General features: G+C 58.4%; 21 protein-coding genes. 13 read left to right on the forward strand and 8 right to left on the reverse strand.

The annotated features are described in order from the left end of the window. Positions 1-410: 410 nt before the first annotated feature. Genes E0E17_RS18000 through E0E17_RS18030 form a run of 7 tightly spaced genes read left to right on the forward strand, consistent with a single transcriptional unit; the run spans position 411 to position 8,188 of the window. Positions 411-1,130 (forward strand): FadR/GntR family transcriptional regulator, encoded by a 720-nt coding sequence (locus E0E17_RS18000; protein WP_130835356.1) that lies wholly within the window; start codon positions 411-413, stop codon positions 1,128-1,130. Continuing rightward, positions 1,127-2,140, forward strand: a complete 1,014-nt coding sequence (locus E0E17_RS18005) for an ABC transporter ATP-binding protein (RefSeq protein ID WP_130835357.1) — start codon at positions 1,127-1,129, stop codon at positions 2,138-2,140. The genes E0E17_RS18000 and E0E17_RS18005 overlap by 4 nt, the downstream gene beginning before the upstream one ends. Next, on the forward strand, positions 2,137-3,219 hold the full coding sequence (locus tag E0E17_RS18010; RefSeq protein ID WP_130835358.1) for an ABC transporter ATP-binding protein: 1,083 nt from the start codon (positions 2,137-2,139) through the stop codon (positions 3,217-3,219). Before E0E17_RS18005 ends, E0E17_RS18010 begins: the two co-directional genes overlap by 4 nt. 2 nt (positions 3,220-3,221) lie before the next feature. Beyond that, positions 3,222-4,736, forward strand: coding sequence for an ABC transporter substrate-binding protein (locus tag E0E17_RS18015; protein ID WP_207302067.1), 1,515 nt, complete (start codon positions 3,222-3,224; stop codon positions 4,734-4,736). A 21-nt stretch (positions 4,737-4,757) separates the two neighbouring features. Next, a complete protein-coding gene (locus E0E17_RS18020; RefSeq protein WP_130835359.1) occupies positions 4,758-5,699 on the forward strand; it encodes an ABC transporter permease in 942 nt (313 codons plus the stop codon). 2 nt (positions 5,700-5,701) lie between these two features. Beyond that, on the forward strand, positions 5,702-6,577 hold the full coding sequence (locus tag E0E17_RS18025) for an ABC transporter permease (RefSeq protein ID WP_130835607.1): 876 nt from the start codon (positions 5,702-5,704) through the stop codon (positions 6,575-6,577). 9 nt (positions 6,578-6,586) lie between these two features. Next, positions 6,587-8,188, forward strand: coding sequence for a gamma-glutamyltransferase family protein (locus tag E0E17_RS18030; RefSeq protein ID WP_130835608.1), 1,602 nt, complete (start codon positions 6,587-6,589; stop codon positions 8,186-8,188). An 83-nt stretch (positions 8,189-8,271) separates the two neighbouring features. Here the strand turns inward: E0E17_RS18030 and E0E17_RS18035 are convergent, their stop codons facing one another. From E0E17_RS18035 to E0E17_RS18060, 6 genes are all read right to left on the reverse strand, one after another. Beyond that, complete coding sequence (locus tag E0E17_RS18035; RefSeq protein ID WP_130835360.1) at positions 8,272-9,687, reverse strand: EmmdR/YeeO family multidrug/toxin efflux MATE transporter; 1,416 nt, start codon at positions 9,685-9,687, stop codon at positions 8,272-8,274. A 119-nt stretch (positions 9,688-9,806) separates the two neighbouring features. After that, positions 9,807-10,556, reverse strand: a complete 750-nt coding sequence (locus E0E17_RS18040) for an ABC transporter ATP-binding protein (RefSeq protein WP_130835361.1) — start codon at positions 10,554-10,556, stop codon at positions 9,807-9,809. Further along, positions 10,549-11,427, reverse strand: coding sequence for an ABC transporter ATP-binding protein (locus E0E17_RS18045; protein WP_130835362.1), 879 nt, complete (start codon positions 11,425-11,427; stop codon positions 10,549-10,551). The genes E0E17_RS18040 and E0E17_RS18045 overlap by 8 nt, the downstream gene beginning before the upstream one ends. Beyond that, positions 11,420-12,703 carry a high-affinity branched-chain amino acid ABC transporter permease LivM gene (livM, locus tag E0E17_RS18050; RefSeq protein ID WP_165446245.1) on the reverse strand — a complete coding sequence of 428 codons (1,284 nt, stop codon included), beginning with the start codon at positions 12,701-12,703 and terminating at the stop codon, positions 11,420-11,422. The genes E0E17_RS18045 and livM overlap by 8 nt, the downstream gene beginning before the upstream one ends. A gap of 10 nt (positions 12,704-12,713) precedes the next feature. After that, the gene (locus E0E17_RS18055) at positions 12,714-13,628 is read right to left on the reverse strand and encodes an ABC transporter permease subunit (protein WP_130835364.1); all 915 of its coding nucleotides are present in this window, start codon (positions 13,626-13,628) and stop codon (positions 12,714-12,716) included. 93 nt (positions 13,629-13,721) lie between these two features. After that, positions 13,722-14,837 (reverse strand): branched-chain amino acid ABC transporter substrate-binding protein, encoded by a 1,116-nt coding sequence (locus tag E0E17_RS18060; protein WP_130835365.1) that lies wholly within the window; start codon positions 14,835-14,837, stop codon positions 13,722-13,724. Between the two features lie 417 nt (positions 14,838-15,254). Here E0E17_RS18060 and E0E17_RS18065 point away from each other — a divergent pair, with 417 nt between their 5' ends. The 5 genes from E0E17_RS18065 to E0E17_RS18085 all read left to right on the forward strand — a co-directional run bounded on the left by E0E17_RS18065 (position 15,255) and on the right by E0E17_RS18085 (position 19,362). After that, the gene (locus E0E17_RS18065; RefSeq protein WP_130835366.1) at positions 15,255-16,709 is read left to right on the forward strand and encodes an AMP nucleosidase; all 1,455 of its coding nucleotides are present in this window, start codon (positions 15,255-15,257) and stop codon (positions 16,707-16,709) included. A 220-nt stretch (positions 16,710-16,929) separates the two neighbouring features. Continuing rightward, entirely contained in the window at positions 16,930-17,169 is a 240-nt protein-coding gene (gene ycgZ / locus E0E17_RS18070; protein WP_130835367.1) for a regulatory protein YcgZ, read from the forward strand. Positions 17,170-17,244: 75 nt separating this feature from the next. Further along, on the forward strand, positions 17,245-17,535 hold the full coding sequence (locus E0E17_RS18075) for a hypothetical protein (RefSeq protein ID WP_130835368.1): 291 nt from the start codon (positions 17,245-17,247) through the stop codon (positions 17,533-17,535). A 59-nt stretch (positions 17,536-17,594) separates the two neighbouring features. After that, positions 17,595-17,849 (forward strand): biofilm/acid-resistance regulator YmgB/AriR, encoded by a 255-nt coding sequence (locus E0E17_RS18080; protein ID WP_130835369.1) that lies wholly within the window; start codon positions 17,595-17,597, stop codon positions 17,847-17,849. Positions 17,850-18,150: 301 nt separating this feature from the next. Continuing rightward, positions 18,151-19,362, forward strand: coding sequence for a diguanylate phosphodiesterase (locus E0E17_RS18085; RefSeq protein WP_130835370.1), 1,212 nt, complete (start codon positions 18,151-18,153; stop codon positions 19,360-19,362). Between the two features lie 65 nt (positions 19,363-19,427). Here E0E17_RS18085 and E0E17_RS18090 read toward each other — a convergent pair whose 3' ends face one another. Further along, positions 19,428-20,726, reverse strand: a complete 1,299-nt coding sequence (locus E0E17_RS18090) for an NCS2 family permease (RefSeq protein WP_237680838.1) — start codon at positions 20,724-20,726, stop codon at positions 19,428-19,430. Between the two features lie 421 nt (positions 20,727-21,147). Between E0E17_RS18090 and E0E17_RS18095 the strand changes: the two genes are divergently transcribed. Continuing rightward, positions 21,148-21,894, forward strand: coding sequence for a response regulator (locus E0E17_RS18095; RefSeq protein WP_130835371.1), 747 nt, complete (start codon positions 21,148-21,150; stop codon positions 21,892-21,894). Between the two features lie 60 nt (positions 21,895-21,954). Here the strand turns inward: E0E17_RS18095 and E0E17_RS18100 are convergent, their stop codons facing one another. Then, a complete protein-coding gene (locus tag E0E17_RS18100; RefSeq protein ID WP_130835372.1) occupies positions 21,955-22,893 on the reverse strand; it encodes an ABC transporter substrate-binding protein in 939 nt (312 codons plus the stop codon). Between the last annotated feature and the right edge of the window lie 19 nt (positions 22,894-22,912).

Here is a 22,912-nt window from a genome sequence, read left to right on the forward strand (position 1 = left end):
CTGGCAGAAGAGGCGTCAGCTATCCTGACGCAACAAGACAGGCAGTGTTGCTCCGGCCATCACGGGTAACGAACCCCTCATTTCCGCCTGTCTCTGCACTTATCCACGGCTCCAGCGAAACAATAAATTAACAATAAACGTGCAATTTATTAACAATTGCACAGCTTTAGTGCATTTATTGCACCATTTATAAGCAGAAATTCTTCCCCCTGCCTTCCCTCGCTGTATGCGCCTGTACCGCTAAGAAATATATTCATCTTATTAATCAAAGAGATAAAATTTAAAATCAGCAAAAAAAGCAAACCAATGCGGAATTGGTTCGTTAATTGCTAAATCATTAGCTGATTAAGTAATTAACCGGAACTTATTGCTCATCCGACCCGACTCATGATGACAACAGGCGGATCCTGATGGAAAAACAGTCACGATTTCTGGCCAACTCCAGTACCGCGCTTGAGCAGTTACGCGGTCTGATTAACCAGTACGAATCCATGCCGGGTACGCCGTTGCCCGCCGAGCGCGAACTGGCGGAAAAACTCGGCGTCGGGCGGCGCGAAGTGCGTCGCGCGCTGGATGTGCTGGAAGAAGAAGGACGTATCTGGCGCAAGCAGGGCAAAGGCACCTTTATCGGTCCCGCCGCGCCGGTGGAGCCGCTGATGCTGCAGGGCCTGGTGCAACAAACCAACCTGCTGGAAGTGATGGAAGCGCGTCTGCATCTGGAACCCGCCCTCGCCCGCCTCGCGGCGCTGCGCGCCACGCAGGAAAATCTGGCTCTGATGCAGCGTATGCTGCAACGCATCAATAACGTCGGCCCGGAGGATCGCGATCTTAACGAACTCTGGGACAGCGCCTTTCACCGGGTGATTGCCGAAGCGGCGGGCAACCGGCTGATGCTGGGGTTGTTTGAAGCCATTGACGCGGTACGCCGCGAACCCGCCTGGCAACATCTGCGTGAACAGGCGCGCACCGCAGAGCGCGTCGATAACTACAACGCGCAGCATCAGAAAATCATGAATGCCATTCTGCATCGCCAGCCCAACGAAGCGGCGGTTGCGATGCGTGAGCATTTGCTCTGCCTGCAAAATGCCCTGATCCAGGCCATCCACCTTGAGGACGATATCACGCTATGACGACGATCCCCTTTAAGGAGTCAGCCCCGGTACTGCGTCTGCATAATCTCAACGTTAAATTCACCGGCTCGCCGGTCAGCGTACTCGACGGTATCTCGCTCAGCGTGCGGCCTGGGGAAACCCTGGCGCTGGTAGGAGAATCGGGCTGCGGTAAAAGCATCACCTCGCTGGCGCTGATGGGACTGCTGCCCGCCAGCGCGCAGATTATCAGCGGTGAAATGCAGTTTCGTCATCATAATCTGCGACAGCTGTCGCCGCGCGCTTATGCCGATTTACGCGGCAGCGAACTGGCGATGATCTTTCAGGAGCCGATGACTTCCCTTAATCCCGCCTTTACCCTCGGCGATCAACTGAGCGAAGCGGTGATGCGCCACCAGCAGGTCTCGCGCGCTGAAGGGTTAGCCACTGCGCTGCAGATTCTGGAAAAAGTGCAGATCCCGGCCGCAGAGATGCGGCTGAAGGCGTATCCGCATCAGCTTTCCGGCGGGATGCGCCAGCGCGTGATGATCGCCATGGCGCTGATCAATCACCCGCGTCTGCTGATCGCCGATGAGCCCACCACCGCGCTGGATGTCACCATTCAGGCGCAAATTCTCAGTCTGCTGAACACCCTGAAAGCTGATACCGGCACGGCGGTACTGTTGATTACCCATGATTTGGGCGTGGTCGCGGAAGTCGCTCAACAGGTGGCGGTGATGTATGCCGGGCAGGTGGTGGAACAGGGCAGCGTCGCGGCGATATTTGCCGATCCGCAACACCCCTACACTATCGGCCTGATGGGCTCGATCCCCTCCTTTGCCGCACGCGCCGGGTCCCTCTCTACCATTCCGGGCGCGGTCCCCCTGCCGGAAGCGATGCCAGAAGGGTGCCGCTTTGCTACCCGCTGCCCGTTCGCCCTGCCGCGCTGCCATGTTGAGAAACCGCCCCTTAACGCGCTGGCACCGGGACATCAGGTTGCCTGTTTTCGCGTTCCGCTGGAACACCATATTGCACCGGGAGAAACTGCATGACCGCCCCCATCCTCGAAGCTCAGGATTTGAGTAAACTGTTTCCCGGGCCGAAAAAGCTGTTCTCCCCTGCCCGCTATGTCACCGCGGTGGATCGGGTCTCGCTCGCGGTAATGCCGGGCGAAACCCTGGCGATTGTCGGTGAATCCGGCTCCGGCAAATCGACCCTTGGCCGCCTGCTGCTGCGCCTGCTGGCGGCGAGCGAAGGACGGGTGTTTTATCAGGGGGAAGAGATTACCCATGCCTCCGGCGCACGCCTTAATCAGCTGCGGCGCGAACTGCAGATTATCTTTCAGGACCCTTTTGCTTCGCTCAATCCGCGGATGACGGTGGAGCAAATTGTCGGCGAGCCGCTCTGGCTGCATGAAAAAATGAACAGGGCCGACCGGCGCGATCGTGTCACCACGCTGCTGAATACCGTCGGACTTCCCGCCGCCTGGGCGCATCGCTATCCCCATGAGTTCTCCGGCGGACAGCGTCAGCGTATCGGCATCGCCCGCGCGCTGGCGTCCGGGCCGAAATTGCTGTTGGGTGACGAGCCGGTTTCGGCGCTGGATGTTTCGGTGCAGGCGCAGGTGGTTAATCTGCTGGAGAGCCTGCGACACCAGTTTGGTCTGACCATGGTGATTGTCGCCCACGGCCTGCCGGTGATCCGCCATATGAGCGACCGCGTGGCGGTGATGTACCTCGGGCAGATTGTGGAACTGGCGCCGGTTGACGCTCTCTTTGATGCGCCGTTGCACCCCTATACCCAGGCGCTGATCGCCTCGGCACCGCAGATGGAGCCGGGCGCGCCGCGCACCCAGCCGCTGTTACAGGGCGATTTGCCGAACCCGTCCAGCCCGCCTTCCGGCTGCCGTTTTCATACCCGCTGTCCCTGGGTTACCGATGAATGCCGCCAGCAGGAGCCGATTAACCAGGTTCTTGACGGTGGTCGTCAGGTCGCCTGCCATCGCTGGCAGGAGATTAATCGCGATCGTGGCGTGATTCAGCCAGCTCCCCCCTCCGCCGCGTTTCTGCGCCGCCGTGCGCTGTTTGAACAGGCGGCTTCTCACTCATCTCTGCCAGCAAGGAATTCATGATAATGACAATGCGTAATTCTCTTTTGACCGTTCTGGGAAGTGTGATGTTACTTGGCGCGGCGCTGCCTGCGCAGGCCGAAAGCGTGCTGCGCGTGGGCCTGGGTGCCGACCCGGACATGCTCGATCCGCATCTGGCACGCACCTACTATGGCCGTTTTGTGTTTGCCTCCTTGTGCGACCGGCTGGTGAATGTGGACGAACATCTGAAGATCGTGCCGGGCCTGGCCACCGCCTGGTCGTGGAGCGAGGACGGGAAAACCCTGACCCTGGATCTGCGCGCAGGGGTGACCTTCCACGATGGGGAAAAATTTGATGCGGCGGCGGCGAAATTTAACCTCGACCGCGCCATGACGCTGAAAGGCTCGCTGCGCAAAAGTGAAATCTCTTCTATTGAATCGGTAGAAGTGGTTAGCCCGACGCGGATCGCCCTGCACCTGAAAACGCCCGACGCGGCGCTGCTGATGCAGCTTACCGATCGCGCCGGGGCGATGCTGGCACCGGAGGCGGCGAAAAAGCCCGATTTTGCCGCCCATCCGGTCTGCTCCGGTCCCTATAAATTTGACAACCGAGTGTCGCAGGATCGCATCGTGCTGACCCGCTTCGATAACTACTGGAACAAAGCGGCCTATCACTTTGATAAAGTCATCTATCTGCCGATTCCCGATGCCTCGGTGCGCCTGGCGAACCTGCGCGCGGGCGATCTGGATCTCACCGAAGGCATCGCCGCCAGCGACGTCAAAACCGTGGAAGCGGACAGCAAGCTGGCGCTGGCCAAAGTCACCGGGCTGGGTTATCAGGGCATCACCTTTAATATCCGGAACGGCAAGGTGCCCGCTAACGATCCCTTTAAAGATGCGCGCGTGCGTGAAGCCTTTTCCCTGGCCATTGACCGCGAGGCGCTGAACCAGGTGGTGTTCGAAGGTCTCTACACGCCCGCCAATCAGGCCTTCTCCCCGGTGAGTCCGTACCATGTCAATATCCCGGTCGCGCCGCGTGATGTGGAGAAAGCCAAAGCCCTGCTGCAAGAGGCGGGCGTTACCACGCCGCTGAACGTCAACCTGCTGGTGCCGAATAACCCCACCTCGCAGCAGGTGGGCCAGGTGCTGCAGGCGATGACGGCGGAAGCGGGCATTAACCTTAACCTGCAGATGACCGAGTTCGCCACGCTGCTCGACAGGCAACAAAGCGGCGATTATCAGCTGAGCTTCTCCGGCTGGTCCGGCCGTCCCGATCCCGATGGCAGCATCTACGGCTTTATTCACAGCAAAGGTACCCTGAACGACGGCCGCTACAGCAACCCGCAGGTCGATGAGTGGCTGACGCAGGCGCGTCTGCATAACGATCAGGCGCAGCGTCAGCCGTTGTACAACCAGGTGGTCACGCAACTGCAGAGCGATATGCCCATCGCCTATCTCTATTTTGAACCGCGCATTTTTGGCATGAACAAGAAAGTGCAGGGCTTCACTCCTTACCCGGACGGCATTGTACGCCTGGCGGGCCTGTCGGTAGCGCAATAACCCAGGGCGTAAGGAGCCACCATGCTGGAACTGATTTGCAAACGCCTGCTGCTCGCCGTTCCGACGCTGCTGCTGGTGAGCATTATGGTGTTCGGGCTGCAGAAACTGCTGCCCGGTGATCCGCTGCTTGCCATGGCAGGTGAGGAGCGCGATCCGGCGGTGCTCGCCCAGTTGCGTGCGGATCTGCATCTGGATGATCCCCTGCCGCTGCAGTACTACGACTGGCTGACGCGCGCGCTACAGGGCGATCTCGGCGTCTCTTTACGCACGCACGAACCGGTTACCACCCTGATCGCCAGCAAGCTGCCGGTGACGCTGGAGCTGTCGTTGCTGGCGATGGTGATTGCGCTACTGTTCGGCATCAGTATGGGCATTCTGGCGGCGGTGCATAAGAACAATTGGATCGACCACGGCGCGAACTTTGTGGCCATCTCCGGCATTTCGATACCGCACTTCTGGCTGGGGATCCTGCTGATTCTGGTGTTCTCGGTCAATCTGCAGTGGCTGCCCGCCTCCGGCTATGTGCCGTTCAGCGAAGATGCGCTGCAGAACCTGCGCACCCTGCTGCTGCCCGCGCTGGTGCTGGGCACCGGACTGGCGGCCACCCTGATGCGTCATACGCGTGCCTCGATGATTGCGGTGTTAAAGGCGGATTATATCCGCACTGCACGGGCGAAGGGGCTGTTGCCCAGGGCAGTAATCCTGAAACACGCCTTTCGCAACGCGCTGGTGCCGGTGATCACCCTGACCACCCTGCTGTTCGGCGAGCTGCTGGGCGGCGCGGTGCTTACCGAGCAGGTATTCACCATTCCGGGGTTCGGCAAAATGATCGTCGATTCGGTCTTCAACCGTGATTACGCAGTGGTGCAGGGCGTGGTGCTGGTGGTGGCGATAGGTTTCCTGCTGCTGAACCTGCTGGCCGACGTGCTCTACATACTGATTAACCCCAAAATGCGAGGCTGATGATGGCGGAAATGACGACGCAACAGGTGGCGGCAGCGCCGCCACGCAGGCAAAACCGGGTGCTGAAAAAATTTCTCGCCAATAAAAGCGCCGTCACTGGCGCGGTGATTGTGGCCTTCTTCGTTCTGCTCGCCCTGCTGGCTCCCTGGATCGCGCCGCTTGATCCGGTCAAAGCGAATTTTCTGGCGGTGCGCAAGGCGCCGTCAGCGCTTTACTGGTTCGGCACCGACGAACTGGGGCGCGATATTTTTTCGCGCATTATCTGGGGGGCGCGTACCTCGCTGATGGCGGGCTGCGTGTCGGTGGTGATTGCGGTAGTTATCGGAGTACCGCTCGGTCTGGTGGCGGGCTACTTTCAGAAAATCTGGGACGGGGTGATTTCACGGGTGATCGAAGCGCTGCTCGCCTGCCCTTTTCTGATTATGGCTATCGCCCTCGGTGCCTTTTTGGGCCCCAGCCTCTCCAACGCAATGATCGCCATTGGCCTCTCGGCAATGCCGATTTTCGCCCGCCTTACGCGCGGTCAGGTGATCGCCATTCGCAACGAAGAGTATATCGACGGCGCACGGGCGATTGGTCTGCCGGATCGCTGGATTATCCTGCGCTATGTCCTGCCCAACGTGATGTCACCGATCCTGGTGCAGGCCACGCTGGCGATCGCCTCGGCGATTATTGCCGAAGCCAGCCTCTCCTTTCTTGGCCTCGGTCAGCAGCCGCCTAATCCCTCCTGGGGCTCCATGCTGAATACAGCAAAAGGGTTTCTGGAGCAGGCCCCCTGGATGTCTGTTTTCCCCGGCGTCGCCATTTTTCTGGCGGTGCAGGGCTTTAATTTACTCGGCGACGGGCTGCGCGATGCGCTCGATCCGCGCCACGACTAAGGAGTCATGATGACGAAAGCGCTTGATTTTAACACGGGCTATTCTTCAAGACGCCCGCCGATGATGGGGCACAATGCGGTAGCGACTTCACAGCCGCTGGCGGCGCAGGCAGGCATGCGCATGTTGCAACAGGGCGGCAACGCAGTGGACGCGGCCATCGCCAGCGCCATGGCGCTGACGGTGGTGGAGCCGACCGGCTGTGGCATCGGCAGCGACGCCTTCGCCATTGTCTGGGACGGTAACAAACTGCATGGCCTGAACGCCTCGGGTCGCTCACCGGCCAGCTGGCACGCCGATCTGTTTGCCGGCAAAACGGCGGTGCCGGAAACCGGCTGGGATGCGGTCACCGTTCCCGGCGCGGTCTCCGGCTGGGTGGCGCTGGCGGAGCGCTTTGGCTCCCTGCCCCTCACCACCCTGGCGCAGCCCGCCATTGAGTACGCGCGCAACGGTTTTCCCGTCTCGCCGCTGATTGGTCACCTGTGGCAGCGCGGTTATGAAAAACTGAAAGATCAGCCGGGATTCAGCGCCTGCTTTGCCCCGCAGGGACGCGCCCCGCATATCGGCGAAATTTTCCGTAATCCGGCCCAGGCCGCTACTCTGGAACTTATCGCGCAGACCCGTGGCGAAGCCTTTTATCACGGCGAACTGGCGCAAAAAATCGCCGCATTCGCCAGCGAACATGGCGCGCACCTGACGCTGGATGATCTGGCGAGCCACCGTGCCGACTGGGTCGAGCTGCTGTCACGCGATTTTGCCGGTGGCTCGGTGCAGGAGTTGCCGCCAAACGGCCAGGGGATCGCCACGCTGGTTGCGCTCGGCATCCTGGAGCAGTGCGATATCGGTCGCTACGATCCCGATTCGGTACAGTCGCTGCATCTTTCCATTGAAGCGATGAAGCTGGCGCTGGCGGATCTCGATCGCTATGTGGCCGATGAAGCCCATATGCCGTTTGCGGCGCGCGAGCTACTCAGCGATCACTACCTGCAATCCCGCGCCGCGCTGATCGATCCCGATCACGCCTCTGACTTCACCTATGGCGCACCGACCCAGAGCGGCACCGTCTATCTCTCCACCGCCGATGCCAGCGGGATGATGGTCTCTTTTATTCAGTCGAACTATATGGGATTCGGTTCCGGCGTCGTGGTGCCGGAGACCGGCATCAGCCTGCAAAACCGCGGCTGCGGCTTTGTGCTTGATCCTGAACATCCGAACGCACTGGCGGGCAGTAAACGTCCTTTCCACACCATTATTCCCGGCTTTGCGCTGGATGGTGAAGGTAAGCCGTTGATGTCGTTTGGCGTGATGGGCGGGCCGATGCAGGCGCAGGGACACATGCAACTGGCGCTGCGCATTATGCTGCACGGACAAAACCCCCAGGCGGCGATTGATGCGCCGCGCTGGCGCGTGGTGCAGGGACGTGAAGTCATTGTGGAGTCCACATTCAGTCGCAACACCATTGCGGGACTGCGTGAACGGGGCCATCAGATTGTGGTGGAAGATCCGTTGCAGGAGTACAACTTCGGCGGCGCACAGGTGATTTATCGGCTGCCGGAGGGCCACTATGTGGCGGCAACCGAGAGCCGCAAAGATGGTCAGGCGCTGGTGAGTTAACCACACGGGCGTTTCCCTGACGCCCGCTTACTCTGCCCCGCGCCTTTCCGCAAGGCCGGGGCGTTGTTGCCAGGTGCGCTGCGTTAACCACTCTGGCTTTTCGCCACCATCTTACGATAGTTATTCAGCCATTTGCCGCTGTTCAGCCGCCACCAGAAGCAGGCGCCGCGTACCGCCCAGTCAAGGAACATGCCGAGCCAGACACCAACCACCCCCATGCCGAGTACAATCCCCAGCAGATAACCTGCCACCACGCGCGCGCCCCACATGCTGAACATTGAGACATACATGGTGTAACGCGCATCGCGCGCCCCTTTCAGCCCGGAGGGTAAAACCCAGGAGGCGGCCCAGATGGGCATAAAGGCGGCGTTAAGCCAGATCAGGTGTTTTGTAACCCGAATCACCTCAGGATCGCTGGTATAAAAGCGCGCCAGCAGCCCGGCAAAGGGCACGGTAAGAAACGCCAGGCAGCAGAGGGAAAAGGTCGCCAGCCAGTAGACGTGCCGGATCTGCCGTTCCGCCTGAAAGACCTGATTTTTCCCGAGGCGGGTGCCGGTAATAATGGTAGAGGCCGAGCCCAGCGCATTCCCCGGCAGATTAATCAGCGAGGCAATGGAGAAGGCGATAAAGTTACCGGCGATTTCGCTGGTGCCCATGCCCGCCACAAAGATTTGCGTCAGCAGCTTGCCGCCGTTAAACAGCACCGACTCGATACTGGCCGGTACGCCAATGCTCAGTACCTCGCGCAGAATATTGCTGTTCCAGCGGCGAAAATAGCTGGTCAGCGTAATCTTCAGCGAGGCGTTAAAGCCGATCATCAGCACATAAATCACGCCAATAGCGCCGATATAGCGCGATATGGTCAGCCCCAGCCCGGCACCGATAAAACCGAGCCCTTCCCAGGAGAAGCAGCCATAAATCAGCACGGTACTGATCACGATATTGAGAATATTCATACCGCCGTTAATCAGCATCGGGATTTTGGTATTGCCCGCCCCGCGCAGCGCGCCGCTGCCGATCAGCGCAATGGCCGCCGCCGGATAGCTCCAGGCGGAGATTTGCAGGTAGCTGAGCGCCAGCGCTTTCACCTGAGGCTCGGCACTACCGGCAATCACATCGATAATCAGGTGTCCCCAGAACTCAATGATGATCACCAGCAGAAAGGCGAGTATGGTCATCAGGCCAAGGGACTGACGCGTCGCCGCGCGTGCGCGCTTGCCGTTGCGTTTTGCCAGGCTGAACGCTACCACCACCGTGGTCCCCAGATCGATAGCGGCAAAAAAGGAGATGATCACCATGTTGAAGCTGTCGGCCAGACCAACGCCAGCCATCGCTTCTTTACCCAGCCAGCTCACCAGGAAGGTGCTCAGTACCCCCATCAGCATGACGCAGAGGTTCTCGATAAAGATAGGTACCGCCAGCGGCGTGATCTCACGCCAGAACAGCGTGCGATAAGCACGACGTTTCGGATACCACGCCGTGCCTTTGATCGCCCGCATCACTGCTACGCCAGGATTTTGCAAGGGAATACCAATTCAGAAGAAATCGGACAGGAAATATAATCATGATAGGAGGCCAGAAATTATGCAAAGCCTTTCCGGCTCCAGTTAAATTTTTATTACGAACTTTTCAGCGTCCCGGCCGCCACCCGTGCCGCTGCGCCAAGGTAGGCGCTGCGAACCTCTTCATTATCCAGCAATTCCGCCCCACTGCCGCTCAGGCGAATCTCTCCATTCATCATCACATAGCCGCGATCGGAGAGCTTCAGGGCATGGCGCGCGTTCTGCTCCACCAGAAACAGCGTCATGCCCTGCTGCGCCAGTTCACGCAGAATAGTAAAGATTTGCTGTACAACGATGGGCGCCAGACCGAGACTGGGCTCATCCAGCAGCAGCAGTTTTGGACGACTCATCAGGGCGCGTGCAATCGCCAGCATCTGCTGCTCGCCGCCAGAGAGAGTCATTGCACGCTGTTTACGCCGCTCCAGCAGGCGCGGAAAAAGCTGATAGAGGCGTTCTTTATCCTGCTGCACGTAGCGGTTGCCCAGGGTAATAGTGCCCATCAGCATATTCTCCTCCACCGTCATATCCGGGAAGATACGTCGGCCTTCCGGTGCCTGGGCAATGCCGTTACTGGCGATAAAATGGGTCGACTTACGGCTGATATCTACGCCGCGGTAAAGAATACGTCCGGCGGCGATACGCGGCTGACTAAAAATCGACATCAGCAGCGTCGATTTTCCAGCCCCGTTGGCGCCGATCAGCGCCACCGTCTCCCCTTCCTCGACGCGCAGCGACACCTGTTTTAGCGCCTGCACCGGGCCGTAAAACACATCCACCTCCTCAAATGCCAGTATTGGCTCAGCCATCTTTGATCTCCTCTTCGTCTACACCGAGATAGGCGGCAATAACCCGTTCATCATGCTGGATCTGCTGCGGCGTGCCGCGTGCGATCACATCCCCATGGTCAAGCACCACAATCTGATCGGAAACGCTCATTACCATGCCCATGTCGTGCTCAATCAGCAGCACAGTAATGCGGTGATCGGCACGCAGCCGGTGCAGAATGCGACTCAGCGCTTCGGTCTCCACCGGGTTCAGCCCCGCCGCCGGCTCGTCCAGGCAAATCAGCTCCGGCTGGGTACACATGGCGCGGGCGATTTCCAGCCGTCGCTGCTGCCCGTAAGAGAGCGTGCCCGCCAGCCGGTTGGCACTCTCCACCAGATCCACCAACTCCAGCCAGTAAAACGCGCGATCAAGGGCACGATTCTCTGCCTCACGGTAGGCACGGGTATTAAACACGCCGGCCAGCAGGTTGCGGTTCACCTGCATATGCTGCGCCACCAGCAGGTTCTCCACCACCGACATTTCGCGGAACAGACGGATGTTCTGGAAGGTGCGCGCCAATCCGGCGCGGTTCACCAGGTGCGCCCCGCCAAACATTTTGTACCAGAGGCGCGATCCCAGTTGCGTCGGCCTGACCAGGTCGCTGGCACGAATTTTTTGTCCCAGCACCTGAATCACATCGGTGCTGCGCTGGCGGGCATTGAGCATAATGCGTCCGCCGCTGGCGCGATAAAACCCGGTCAGGCAGTTGAACACTGTGGTTTTCCCTGCGCCGTTCGGGCCAATCAGCGCCGTCACTGAGCCGCGCTCGACCTCCAGGCTGACATCATTCAGCGCACGGATACCGCCAAAGTGCATCATCAGGTTTTCCACCTGCAAAATGGCATCACTCATGGCGTACTCCTTTACGCAGCGCGACGCCGACGCGGCTGGTGCGCACCAGCCCGCGTGGCCGCCAGATCATCATCAGCACCATCAGCATGCCAAACAGCAGCACGCGATATTCGGCGAAGCTGCGCAGCAGCTCCGGTGCCACGGTAAGGACAAAAGCGGCCAGCACCACCCCCAGCGTCGAGCCCATGCCGCCCAGCACCACAATCGCCAGGATCAGCGCGGACTCAAAAAAGGTAAAGGAGGTGGGGTTAACGAATCCCTGATAACTGGCGAAAAAGACCCCGGCGATGCCAGCGGTTGAGGCCCCCAGCATAAAGGCGGAGAGCTTGACCAGCACATGGTTCAGCCCCATGGCGCGGCAGGCGATCTCATCTTCGCGCAGCGCTTCCCAGGCGCGACCAATGGGCATCCGCGTCAGCCGCTGCTTGATAAACAGCACCAGCAGTACCACCAGCACCAGAACGGCGTAAATAAAAATAAACTTCATGTTGGGGTTGTAGCTGAGACCGAAAAACTCATGGAAAGGGGTGCCCCCTTCGCGGGCGCGACGGCCAAACTCCAGGCCGAGAAAGGTGGGCGACGGCACCGAGACGCCGTTCGGTCCGCCGGTAAATTCCAGCCAGTTATTCAGCACCAGGCGAATAATCTCACCAAAGCCGAGGGTAACAATCGCCAGATAGTCACCATGCATACGCAGCACCGGAAAGCCGAGCAGTGCGCCGGCCATGGCCGCCATCAGCGCCGCCAGCGGCAGCATGCTCCAGAAGCCCAGATCCAGGTACTGGTAGCCGAGCGCCAGCCCATAGGCGCCAATGGCATAAAACGCCACATAGCCGAGGTCGAGCAGCCCGGCCAGCCCGACCACAATATTGAGCCCCAGTCCCAGCAGCACATAGATCAGGCCGAGGATCGCCACCGTCAGCAGGTATTTACTGGAGAACACCGGAAAGATAATGGCCACCATCAGCAGCAGAGGAATGATCCAGCGCAGCGATGAGCGCTGACCCGGCGCACGCACATAAACGCCCTGATCGGCCCCCTCCATCTGACGCTGCAGACGCTGACCGATGCCGCTCTGCAGCGCCAGACTCAGCAGCAAACGTCCGGCCATCACGATGGCGACCAGCAGCGCCACGCGCGCGGCGGAAAGATGGAAGCTGTAACCCTCCAGCACAATGCCCACAATCGGGCCAAACACCACCAGCGCCACCAGCCCGGCAAGAACCGTATCCAGCAGCACCTGGCGCAGATCGAAACCTTGTATCCTTTCTGTCATCGTTATGCCCTCATACTTTCGCGACCAGTGGACGTCCCAGCAGCCCCTGCGGGCGGAAGATCAGGATCACCACCAGCAAGGTAAACGAAAACACATCTTTGTAATCGGAGTTCACCAGCCCGGCGAACTGCGCCTCTGCTACCCCGAGCAGCAACCCGCCCAGCATCGCCCCCGGCAGCGAGCCGATGCCGCCCAGCACCGCCGCGGTAAAGGCTTTGATCCCGATAATAAAACCGGCATAAAAATCAAAGGTGCCGTAGTTCATGGTCACCAGCACCCCCGCCAGCCCCGCCATCGCTGCGCCAATCATAAACACCAGCGAAATCACCCGGTCGGTATTGATGCCGAGAATCGACGCCATACGCCGATCCTGCTGCACGGCACGGCAGATGCGCCCCAGCTTTGTGTACTGGATAATCCAGGTAAGCAGCGCCATACCACAAAACGCCGCCAGCAGGATAAAGATTTTCGTCCAGGTGATTTGCACCACCCCGCCGTCAATCTCCATGCGTACCGCCCCGGTGAGCAGCGTGGGGATCCCCTGCTGATTCGGCCCCTGGCTGAGCTGCACATAGTTTTGCAGGATCAGCGACATGCCGATGGCGGAGATCAGCGGCGCCAGGCGCGTTGAGTTACGCAGTGGTCGGTAGGCGATGCGCTCAATCGCCCAGCCATAGATGGCGGTCACCGCGATGGTAAAAAGCAGGGTGCCGAAAATCAGTAAGGGAAACGACTGCACGCCAAAAAAGGAGAGCAGCGCCAGCGCGATAGCGCAGAGATAGGCGGAGATCATGTAGACCTCACCATGGGCAAAGTTAATCATGCCGATAATGCCGTAAACCATGGTGTAGCCGATAGCGATCAGGCCGTAAACCGCACCCAGCGTCAGGCCATTGACCAGCTGTTGCAGAAAGAACGCATCCATAGATCAGTCTCATCGAAGATGGGGCCAGCACGTAGTTGCGTGCACAGAGATGGCGATGTCCCGCCTGATGCAGGCGGGACCGGTCACTGCAGACTAAAGCTGACGATATTTGCCTTTGTCGTCCCACTGGTAGATGACATAGTCGGAGACTTTCAGGTCGCCTTTACTGTCCCAGGCTTTTTTACCCATGACGGTATCGACGCTGTTGGCTTTCAGCCAGGCGCTCGCTTTTTCGTTGTCTTTGCCTGCCGCTTTATAGGCGGCAGCCAGCGCCTGAATCGACGCGTAGGCGTAGAGGGTATAACCTTCCGGCTCGAAGCCGCTGGCGCGGAACTTCTCAATCACCGGTTTACCTTCGGCAATCTGGCGCGGATCGCTGCCAAAAGTCATATAGACGCCATTGGTGTATTGCGGCCCGCCAGCGGCAGTGACCATCTCCTCAGTCACGATGCAGTCACCGGAGAAGAACTTCGCCTGCATGCCCTGCTCGCGCATCTGACGCACCAGCGGACCCGCTTCCGGATGGCAGCCGCCGAAATAGACCACGTCGGGATTCAGCGCGGCGATTTTGGTCACCAGCGCGTTAAAGTCTTTTTCGCCGCGTGACAGCCCTTCATAGAGCACCTCCTTCACGCCGCGTTTTTGCAGCTGCGCTTTGGTGGCGTCCGCCAGCCCCTGGCCATAGGTATCCTTGTCATGAATCACCGCCACTTTCTTCGCTTTCAGGGAATCCAGCATATAGTTGGCGGCAATGGTGCCCTGCTGATCGTCACGACCACACATGCGGAACATACCGCTCATGTCGCGTTCGGTAATTTGCGGGTTGGTGGATCCGGGGGTAATGGCGATAATACCCGCTTCATCATAGACTTCCGAGGCGGGCATGGTGGAGGAGGAGCAGAAGTGTCCCACCACCGCCATCACCTTATCCTGATCCGCCAGACGGTTCGCTACCGAGACTGCCTGTTTGGGTTCGCAGGCGTCATCGCCCTGCACCAGCACAATTTTCTCACCGTTAACCCCTCCTGCCGCATTAATATCCGCCGCCGCCTGCGACGCCCCCTTCCAGTACTGCGCCCCGTAAGTTGCATTGGGCCCGGAGAAAGGTCCGGCAACACCGATTTTGATATCTGCCTGCGCAGAGAAGGCTGCACCTAAACACCCTGCCAACACAACTTTCGCGCTTAATTTCATTAATTTCATAGACATGCTGTCAATCCTCAACTGGTTCACGAGCAAATGCCAGACCGCGGTCTGGAAGAAATCAATTTCTGAATCAACGACTGGAGTGCAAGCGCGGCCAGTGGGGCCACGGTTAATCAGCAAGCAAAAAGCTCGCCAGAGGTCACAACGGATAGCAGAATTCGGCTGTGTCGCGCAGTCCGGCATCGCATCGCACGGCTGGCGAGGCGACAGCAGAAGAGGCCCGGCCCGGTGGCACTTCCCTCCCGGGCACGGCGTAACAGCATCAAACTGCCGGTTTGCTCACTCACAATACCGATTGTCACGACGCACACCAGCACCCGTTTGGTGCAAAATGCGGTCGATCACAGATTCTTTTTCAGTAGCGCGATCACGGCAGCTAAGCTTAGGCTCAGAACAGAGGTTCAAGAAGCGGGAGAGTTTATGGAAATACAACGCAATGGCCTGACCCCTCAGCAGGCGCTGGATCAACTGGAAAACCTTTACGCTAATGCGGTGAACGCCCTGCGCACAGCGATTAAAGTCTTTAGCGAACAGGGTACGCTGCCCGATGCCGCCGCGCGCGCGCAGGGGTTGTTTGTCTATCCGGAACTGCGTATCAGTTGGCAGGAAGATGGCCGCCAGCAAAATCGTTCCCGCGCCTGGGGGCGCTTTACCCATACCGGCAGTTACAGCACCACCATTACCCGTCCGGCGCTGCTGCGCCCTTATCTCAGTGAACAGCTGCAGATGCTGGACAAAGAATATGCGGTCACCATTGAGGTCGGTCCGTCGCAGCAGGAGATCCCTTATCCTTACGTGATTGATGGTGCCGATCTGACCCTTGACCGCTCGATGAGCGCCAGCATTGCGCGCTATTTCCCCACCACCGAGTTGTCGCAGATTGGTGATGAAACCGCCGACGGGCTGTTTAACGCCAGCAGCTTTTTCCCCCTTTCCCATTTCGATGCGCTGCGTACCGACTTCTCGCTGGCGCGCCTGCGTCATTACACCGGCACCGCGGTTGAGCACTTTCAGCCCTTTGTGCTGTTTACCAACTACACCCGCTATGTGGATGAGTTTGTACGCTGGGCCATTGCCCAGGTGCGCGATGCGCAGTCGCCCTATGAGAGTCTGGTCTGCTCCGGAGAGGTGATTATTACCGCTGAGACACCGGATGCCGAGGCGATGATGTCTGACTTTGCCTGGAAGAAACATCAGATGCCGGCGTGGCATCTGACCTCATCGCGCCAGAGCGGCATTACGCTGGTGAATATTGGCGTCGGGCCCTCGAATGCGAAAACCATTTGCGACCATCTGGCGGTATTGCGCCCCCATGCCTGGCTGATGATTGGTCACTGTGGCGGACTGCGTGAAAGCCAGACAATTGGCGATTATGTGCTGGCGCACGCCTATCTGCGCGATGACCATGTGCTCGACAGCGTGCTGCCGCCAGATATTCCGATTCCCAGCATCGCCGAAGTGCAGCGCGCGCTGTACGATGCCACCAAAGCGGTGAGCGGCATGGACAGCGAGGCGGTGAAGCAGCGGTTGCGCACCGGCACGGTGGTGACCACCGACGATCGTAACTGGGAGCTGCGCTATTCCGCTTCCGCACTGCGCTTTAATCTCAGTCGCGCCGTGGCGGTGGATATGGAGAGCGCAACTATCGCCGCTCAGGGTTACCGTTTTCGTGTGCCCTACGGCACCCTGCTGTGCGTATCGGATAAGCCATTGCATGGCGAGATTAAGCTGCCCGGACAGGCGAATCGTTTTTATGAGGGGGCGATTTCCGAGCATCTGCAGATCGGTATTTGCGCGGTAGACCTGCTGCGCGCCGAGGGGGATAAACTGCATTCACGCAAGCTGCGCACCTTCAACGAACCGCCTTTTCGCTAAAGATCACGCCAGTCCGTATCGCAGCGGACTGGCGTCACCCGTCAAATTCCGAAAATTCTTACTTCCGTCTCTTTTACCAACTCTTTGATAAGAAAGGGTTAATTTCTTTAACGTATAAAAACAACGTTGTACGGCCCGGGAAAAGCTGTACAACTTTTCAAATTTTGTATAACTTTACGCTCTGTAAGCCGATGCCTTTTAACCCGATTAAGGATGCCCTATGCGCCAGGTCGAATATAGTGCCTTATCCAGGAGCGATATCGCCCGTTACTTCAGCACCGCTTCCCTGCCCTCACAGCAGGAAACGCTGGGCCGCATTGTGGTGGAGATCCTGCGCGCCGGCAAAACGCTTAACCGTAAGTCCCTTTGTACCAAACTTTTGCTGCGCCTTGAAGGGGCGGGCAACACTGAAGAAGAAAAACATTATCAGGAGCTGCTTCGCCTGCTGTTTGCGCGCTGAGACCGACGTTATGTGCACGTAATGCTCTCCCCGGCGAGCGCCCTGGCAGGCCGACAGACCGCCAAATAAGTAGATATGAAAAGAAATGACCAGAAACTGACAGATATCATGATGGGTGAAGCCCTGCTTGATCTGCTGCATGGCGGTGGTGCCGTTTCCGCCACCGGGCTGATTAAAAAACTACAGGCCCTTGCCGCCAGCGAAAAAGACGATGAACGCCGCCAGGCCTGCAAGCGCGCGATCATTGAGGTACGTAACAGTCTTGCTACTACCCGACAGAGCCGTGCGCTTGAAATGCGCGACGGTGAAAACCGGCCGCATCTGTTTACCCGCGACGGTCCGTCAAACGAGAGTAATAAACATTAATTACCCCCTCATTTAAGAGATATTTTTAACGCCACGCCGGCTTTATAAGGAATAAGAACATGCAGCAGCAGACGTCCGAAAGCGAAATTCTTGCGCACTTTATTAATGTGGACGATTTGTATACCAGTGAGGCTGAAGTGCTGGGCGCTGCCATACGCCATCTCATCGCCACACGCGGCCAGGTTACCAACAAAGCTATTATTCTGCATCTGCTGGGGCTGCTGGAGTGCACCACAGATGTCGTCAGGCAGGATATACTGCGCCAGGCGCTGGAACTGGTGGTATGGCGCACTCCTGACGATCTGCCTGTCTGACACCCGTTTTATCCAGACACAAAGGGCAGCGGCGCACCACTTTTCGCCGCTGCCCCTGATGAGATTTGTCTGAGTCTTACCTTTTGCATGCGCGGGTAAACAAGCTGACCGCCCGGTCAGCGCCGCTACGCTTTCTTCACGCGCCAGCCAGCGTCACTCCCGGATCGCAACGCTAAAACTCTCCTTATATGTAAAAAGAATTTGACGTTTTTCTGCCTGGTTGACAGCGAAACGCCACTGAATACGGCTCCGGTAATTTCTGGTAAGGTGTGCGTAATCATCACGCAGCCGGAGCTATTTCATGCTGACTACCCTTCTTTATCGCAGTCATATTTCTGAAGACGTTCCTGTTAAAATTCTGGGCGGCATGGTCAGCAGGGCCAGCCAGTTTAATGCTGAGTTTGACGTCACAGGTATTTTGCTGTTTAACGGCACCCATTTCTTCCAGCTGCTCGAAGGTCCTGAAGCGGGCGTGCTTGCCGCTTATGAACGCATCTGCGCCGATCAAAAGCACTATAACCTGGTGGAACTGATGCGCGATTATGCGCCATCGCGCCGCTTTGGTAATGCGGGCATGGAGCTGTTCGATCTGCGCGAACATGAAAAATCATCACTGTTACAGGCGGTGCTCGACCGCGGAACCTCCCGCTACCGGCTGACCTACGATGACCGGGCGCTGCAGTTCCTGCGAACCTTTGTCGAAGCCACGGAAAAAGAAAACTATTTTGAAGTGCCGCCGTCAGAGCAGTGGCAGTTTCTTACTGACGAGTCGGATAGCCAGCTCACACTGCCGGACACCCGCACAGCGGAGCCGTACAGTTTTGCCTTCCAGCCGGTGGTTGATCCGCTGGCGCGCGAAGTGGTCTCCGTGGAAGCGCGCATGCGCGGTGCGCAGGATACCCCGCTGCGTGAGCTTTTCGCCCCCCTGACGTCGCAGGAGATGCATGCGCTTGATCTGCGCGCCAAAGCCCAGGCGTTTGCTCAGGCGCGCCGTCTGGGTATTGAGGCGATGAAACTGTCGGTGAATCTGCTGCCGATGGCGCTGGTAGAGGTGCCGGATGCGGTCGATTTTCTGCTCAGAGAAATCCAGGCTAACGGGCTGATTCCTCAGCAGATTACGGTAGAAGTGACCGAGAACGAGGCCATTTCCCGCACCGAAGATTTTGAACAGGCGATAAAACAGCTGAAAGCAGCCGGGATCAGCCTGGCGATTGATAATTTTGGTGCCGGTTCCGCCGGTCTGCTGCTGCTGACACGCGTGCAGCCGGATCGCATCAAGATTGACAGTAATATTATTCGTGATGTGCATAAAAGCGGGCCGAAACAGGCAGTGGTGCAGGCGATTCTGAAATGCTGCTCCTCGCTGGAAATCGCGGTCACCGCCGAAGGGGTGGAGAAAGCGGAGGAATGGATGTGGCTTGAAGCGGCAGGCATTTCGACTTTCCAGGGGCCGCTATTCGCTGCACCTGTGCTTCATGGGATTACCGCAGTGGCCTGGCCTGAGCCGCGTTAACCGGGTTTCCCGCTGATAACAGAGGGGCCGTATTCCGGCCCCCTGTTACCTTTTCAGTGCCGCCGTCAGGCGCTCAGCCAGCCAAGTTTAATCACAAACAGAATCGACAATACCACCAGCGCAGCATTCAACTCGCGCGTGCGGCCACTCAGCAACTTCACCACCGTCCAGGTGATAAAACCAAAAGCGATACCGTTGGCGATCGAGTAGGTCAGCGGCATGGTCAGTGCCGTCACCGTTACCGGCGCAGCCGTAGTGATATCTTTCCAGTCAATCTCCGCCAGCCCTGACGCCATCAGCACCGCGACAAACAGCAGCGCTGGCGCGGTTGCATACGCCGGAACGCTGGAGGCAAGCGGCGAGAAGAACAGGCTGAGCAGAAAGAGAATCGCCACGACAATCGCCGTCAGGCCGGTACGGCCACCAGCGCTGACGCCTGCGGCGGATTCCACGTAGCTGGTAGTGGTAGAGGTCCCCAGCAGCGAACCAAACAGCGCTGCGGCACTGTCCGCGATCAGCGCACGTCCCATCTTCGGTACATTGCCCTGCTCATCCGCCAGTCCGGCGCGTTTGGTGACGCCCAACAGGGTGCCGGTATTATCAAACACATCGACAAACAGGAAGGCGAAGATCACGCTGACCAGGCCCACATTAAAGGCACCGGCAATATCCAGCTGCATCAGCGTCGGCGCAATCGAGGGCGGCGCGGAGAAGACGCCCGCAAAGGGTGACAGCCCGATCCCCATGGAGATAAAGGTCACCAGCAGGATGCCAATCAGTACCGCACCGGTCACGCGACGCGCTTCCAGCACCACGATAATGATAAAGCCCAGCATCGCCAGCAGCGGCCCCGGCTGTGTCAGATCGCCAATGCCCACCAGCGTCGCCGGGTTGTCTACCACGATACCGGCCCCTTCCAGCGCAATCAGCGCCAGAAACAGGCCGATACCGGCGGCAATACCGGCGCGCAGTGGCAGTGGGATACTGGCAATAATCCATTCCCGGATTTTAAAAATCGACAGCACAAAGAAGATCACTGCGGACAGAAACACGGCCCCCAGCGCGATCTGCCAGCTGTATCCCATGTGCAGTACCACGGTATAGGTAAAGAAGGCGTTCAGTCCCATGCCGGGGGCCAGCGCGATAGGATAGTTGGCGATCAGGCCCATCAGTAACGAACCGATCGCCGCCGCCAGACAGGTGGCGACAAACACCGAACCTTTATCCATGCCGGTGGCGCTGAGAATGCTGGGGTTAACAAACAGGATGTAGGCCATAGCGAGGAAGGTGGTGATCCCCGCAATGATCTCCGTACGGACCGTGGTCTGGTGAGCCTTGAGCTTGAACAGTTTTTCTAACATCATCATCTCTCGTAACCATGGAGACGTCACTCACGTGCGTTCTCCTTGCTAAAGTGATTTGCATGCGCATTATTGTGTTGCGGGCGCGAAAAGCGTGGCGGCTGCATGCTCTGCCGTCAGGTTACCGGATGCCGTAACCTTTACTCGCCCGGGTCACATAGCAATTGCTATGCCATGACGACATCCCGTACAAAAGGCAGGCGGCCCGTCAGCGCGCCGCACCCAGGAATAATCTTAACCAAAACAGGGCACCATTCTGGCGCATTGCACCTTTTTGAGGCATTTGCTGTTGATTTTTGCGCCACTGCACGCTTTCGGCAGTGTACGGGCGATATTTCTCACACTTCCGCATTTTCATCCCATGCTGGCATTAACAGCCTGTGTACACTGACCTTTAACTTTTTCGCAACCTACGAGCCTGATAATGAAGCCCGCGATATTAGTGGTCGATGATGAACGCGCTGTGTGTGAACTGCTCCGCGACGTACTCAGCGAGCATGTTTTTACCGTGTATACCTGTCATCAGGGGAAAGAGGTGGTGCCGCTGCTGGCAAAGCATCCGGATATTGCGCTGGTGATGCTGGATATGATGCTGCCGGACACCAACGGTCTGCTGGTGCTGCAACAGATGCAGCGTCTGCGGCCGGATCTGCTGGTGATTATGCTCACCGGAATGGGATCGGAGGCGGATATGGTTGTGGGTCTGGAAATGGGTGCCGATGACTATATCGCCAAACCCTTTAATCCGCGCGTGGTGGTCGCGCGGGCGCGGGCGGCATTGCGCCGTTGCGGTCGTCTCTCTCTGCCCGCGCCGGAGCATGATAGCGGCTGGCAGTTTAACGGCTGGCAGCTGGATGAAACGCGCTGTCAGTTGCTAAACCCGCAGCGTGAAGCCGTGCCGCTGACGCAGGGGGAATACGCCTTGCTGCGCGCGCTGGTGCGCCATGCGCGCAAAGTGTTAACGCGCGATCAGCTGCTTGAACTCACCCACAGCGAAAGCCTTGATGTGTTCGATCGCACCATTGATGTCCTGATTATGCGGTTGCGGCGTAAAATCGAGGTGAACCCGCATCAGCCGGTGCTGATCCGCACCATTCGCGGCCTCGGCTACGTCTTTTCTGCCGACGTGGTGCGACCGGGTATGGCGCAGCTCTCTTCGCAAATCGCCTGAGTCCCCGTTACATCGCCAGTCAGGCATCCCGGCGCGCCTGTCACGCGCGCCGGAAGCGGTTTATCTCACCGTCCAGCCTTTGTAGTTATTCACGCTCTCCCGGTCGATCAGGGTTACCGGAATCAGTACTGGCTTATCCGGCGCAGCTTTGCCCTGCAGAATATCGTAACCAATCTCCACCGCTTTCGCCGCCATCACCTGGGGATCCTGAGCCGGGGTTGCGGCAAACAGCGAGTTTTTCCGTTTCAGCGCTTCTTCGCCATCGGGGGAGCCATCCACGCCGACAATAAAGAATTCGTTACGCTGCGCCTGTTTGGCCGCCAGATCCGCCCCGATAGCGGTAGGATCGTTGATGGCAAATACCGCATCAATTTTCGGGTTGGCAGAAAGCAGCGAGGTCATCACTTCCAGCCCCCCTTCACGACTGCCTTTGGCGTTCTGGTTCCAGGAGAGCAGCTTGATCTCCGGATGGCGCTGCAGCTCATTGCGGCACCCCTCGACGCGGTTCTGCACGGCAGACACCGGCGGCCCGTTGATGATCACAACGTTGCCTTTCTCTTTCAGGCGATCGGAGATGTACTTACAGGCCATCTCCCCCGCCTGGGTGTTATCGGAGGTAATGGTCGCGTTGGCACCGTCGGCCGCCACGTCCACCGCCACTACCACGATGCCGGCATCACGCGCACGTTTCACCGCCGGAGCAATGCCTTTGGAATCGGCCGCGTTGAGGATAATCATATCCACTTTGGCGGCAATAAAGTTATCGATCTGCCCCACCTGCTGACCCAGGTCGTAACCACTGGAAACCAGCGTCACGTTGACCTTGTCACCGGCCAGCTCGCGCGCCTTCATCTCTGCCCCTTTCGTAATCTGTACAAAGAACGGGTTGGCGAGATCGCCGACGGTAACGCCAATCGACTTCAACTCTTTCGCCTGCACCAGCGGTGCGCTGAACAGCGTCGCCGCCAGCAGCCCGCAAACAATCGGATTGAAACGCATAGTTCTTCTCCTGCTTTTG

Origin of the sequence: [Erwinia] mediterraneensis, from assembly GCF_900604315.1 — a bacterium.
GTDB lineage: Bacteria > Pseudomonadota > Gammaproteobacteria > Enterobacterales > Enterobacteriaceae > Pantoea > Pantoea mediterraneensis_A.